Genomic DNA, 718 nt, shown 5'->3' on the forward strand with positions numbered 1-718 from the left:
AATGACAATTATCATGATAACATCACTCTTTGCTGCGAAGTAATCTGTTTCAATATATGATGCACACCTTTGAAAGAAATCTGTCTTAAATATAATGATGCACGCTCTGTAAAAAGTTTTAACGTGCTCATCTTATCATCTTCATAAAAAGATAAAAGCGCTATAAATAAGCTTTCGTTCTTCTTTCTTTCATGTCTGTTCCCCTTCATAGTCATCAAACACCGTCCTTGTATTTTCACTAAAGCTGTTTTCTAAACTCTTTCCTCTCACATAACCCACTGTATTTTCACCGTTGTCCGTATCTTTTCTTCAACCAACAAATATTTCAGGAATGATGCTATACTCGCTTCATTTTGAAGAAATTTTGTTTGTATCACTACTCGTCATTCTTTTTATGAACCATTTTATCTTTAATCAGAGAAATATATTGATTTATAATAATAGTTTCTCGTTTTTCAGATCGAATAAGAGACTCGAAAATCGTGAGATTTTCACATTCCAAACTTGGTTATACAGCAGAAAATCAAAAAAGTTTTATTTTTTTAAAAAGCTGTTCATTCGTATCTTATGAAGTTGCTAGAGGTGTTTTTTCAGCTTCGATTTTACGTCTCAAATGTAATTTTAAAAGCGGCAAAGTGGCGTCGATTTCTTCTATATCATTGAGGTTTTGAATAAGCTCTTGCAATCTTCCATAAAGCTCTGCTGCTAATTCCGCAAC

1 pseudogene is annotated in these 718 nt (G+C 32.5%); it reads right to left on the reverse strand.

The features are described 5' to 3' along the window. Positions 1-565: 565 nt before the first annotated feature. Positions 566-718, reverse strand: a pseudogene (locus tag ACFIO3_RS14715) (transcriptional regulator); the annotation flags it as partial.

The sequence above is a fragment of the Bartonella sp. AD328YNZD genome, from assembly GCF_042196425.1.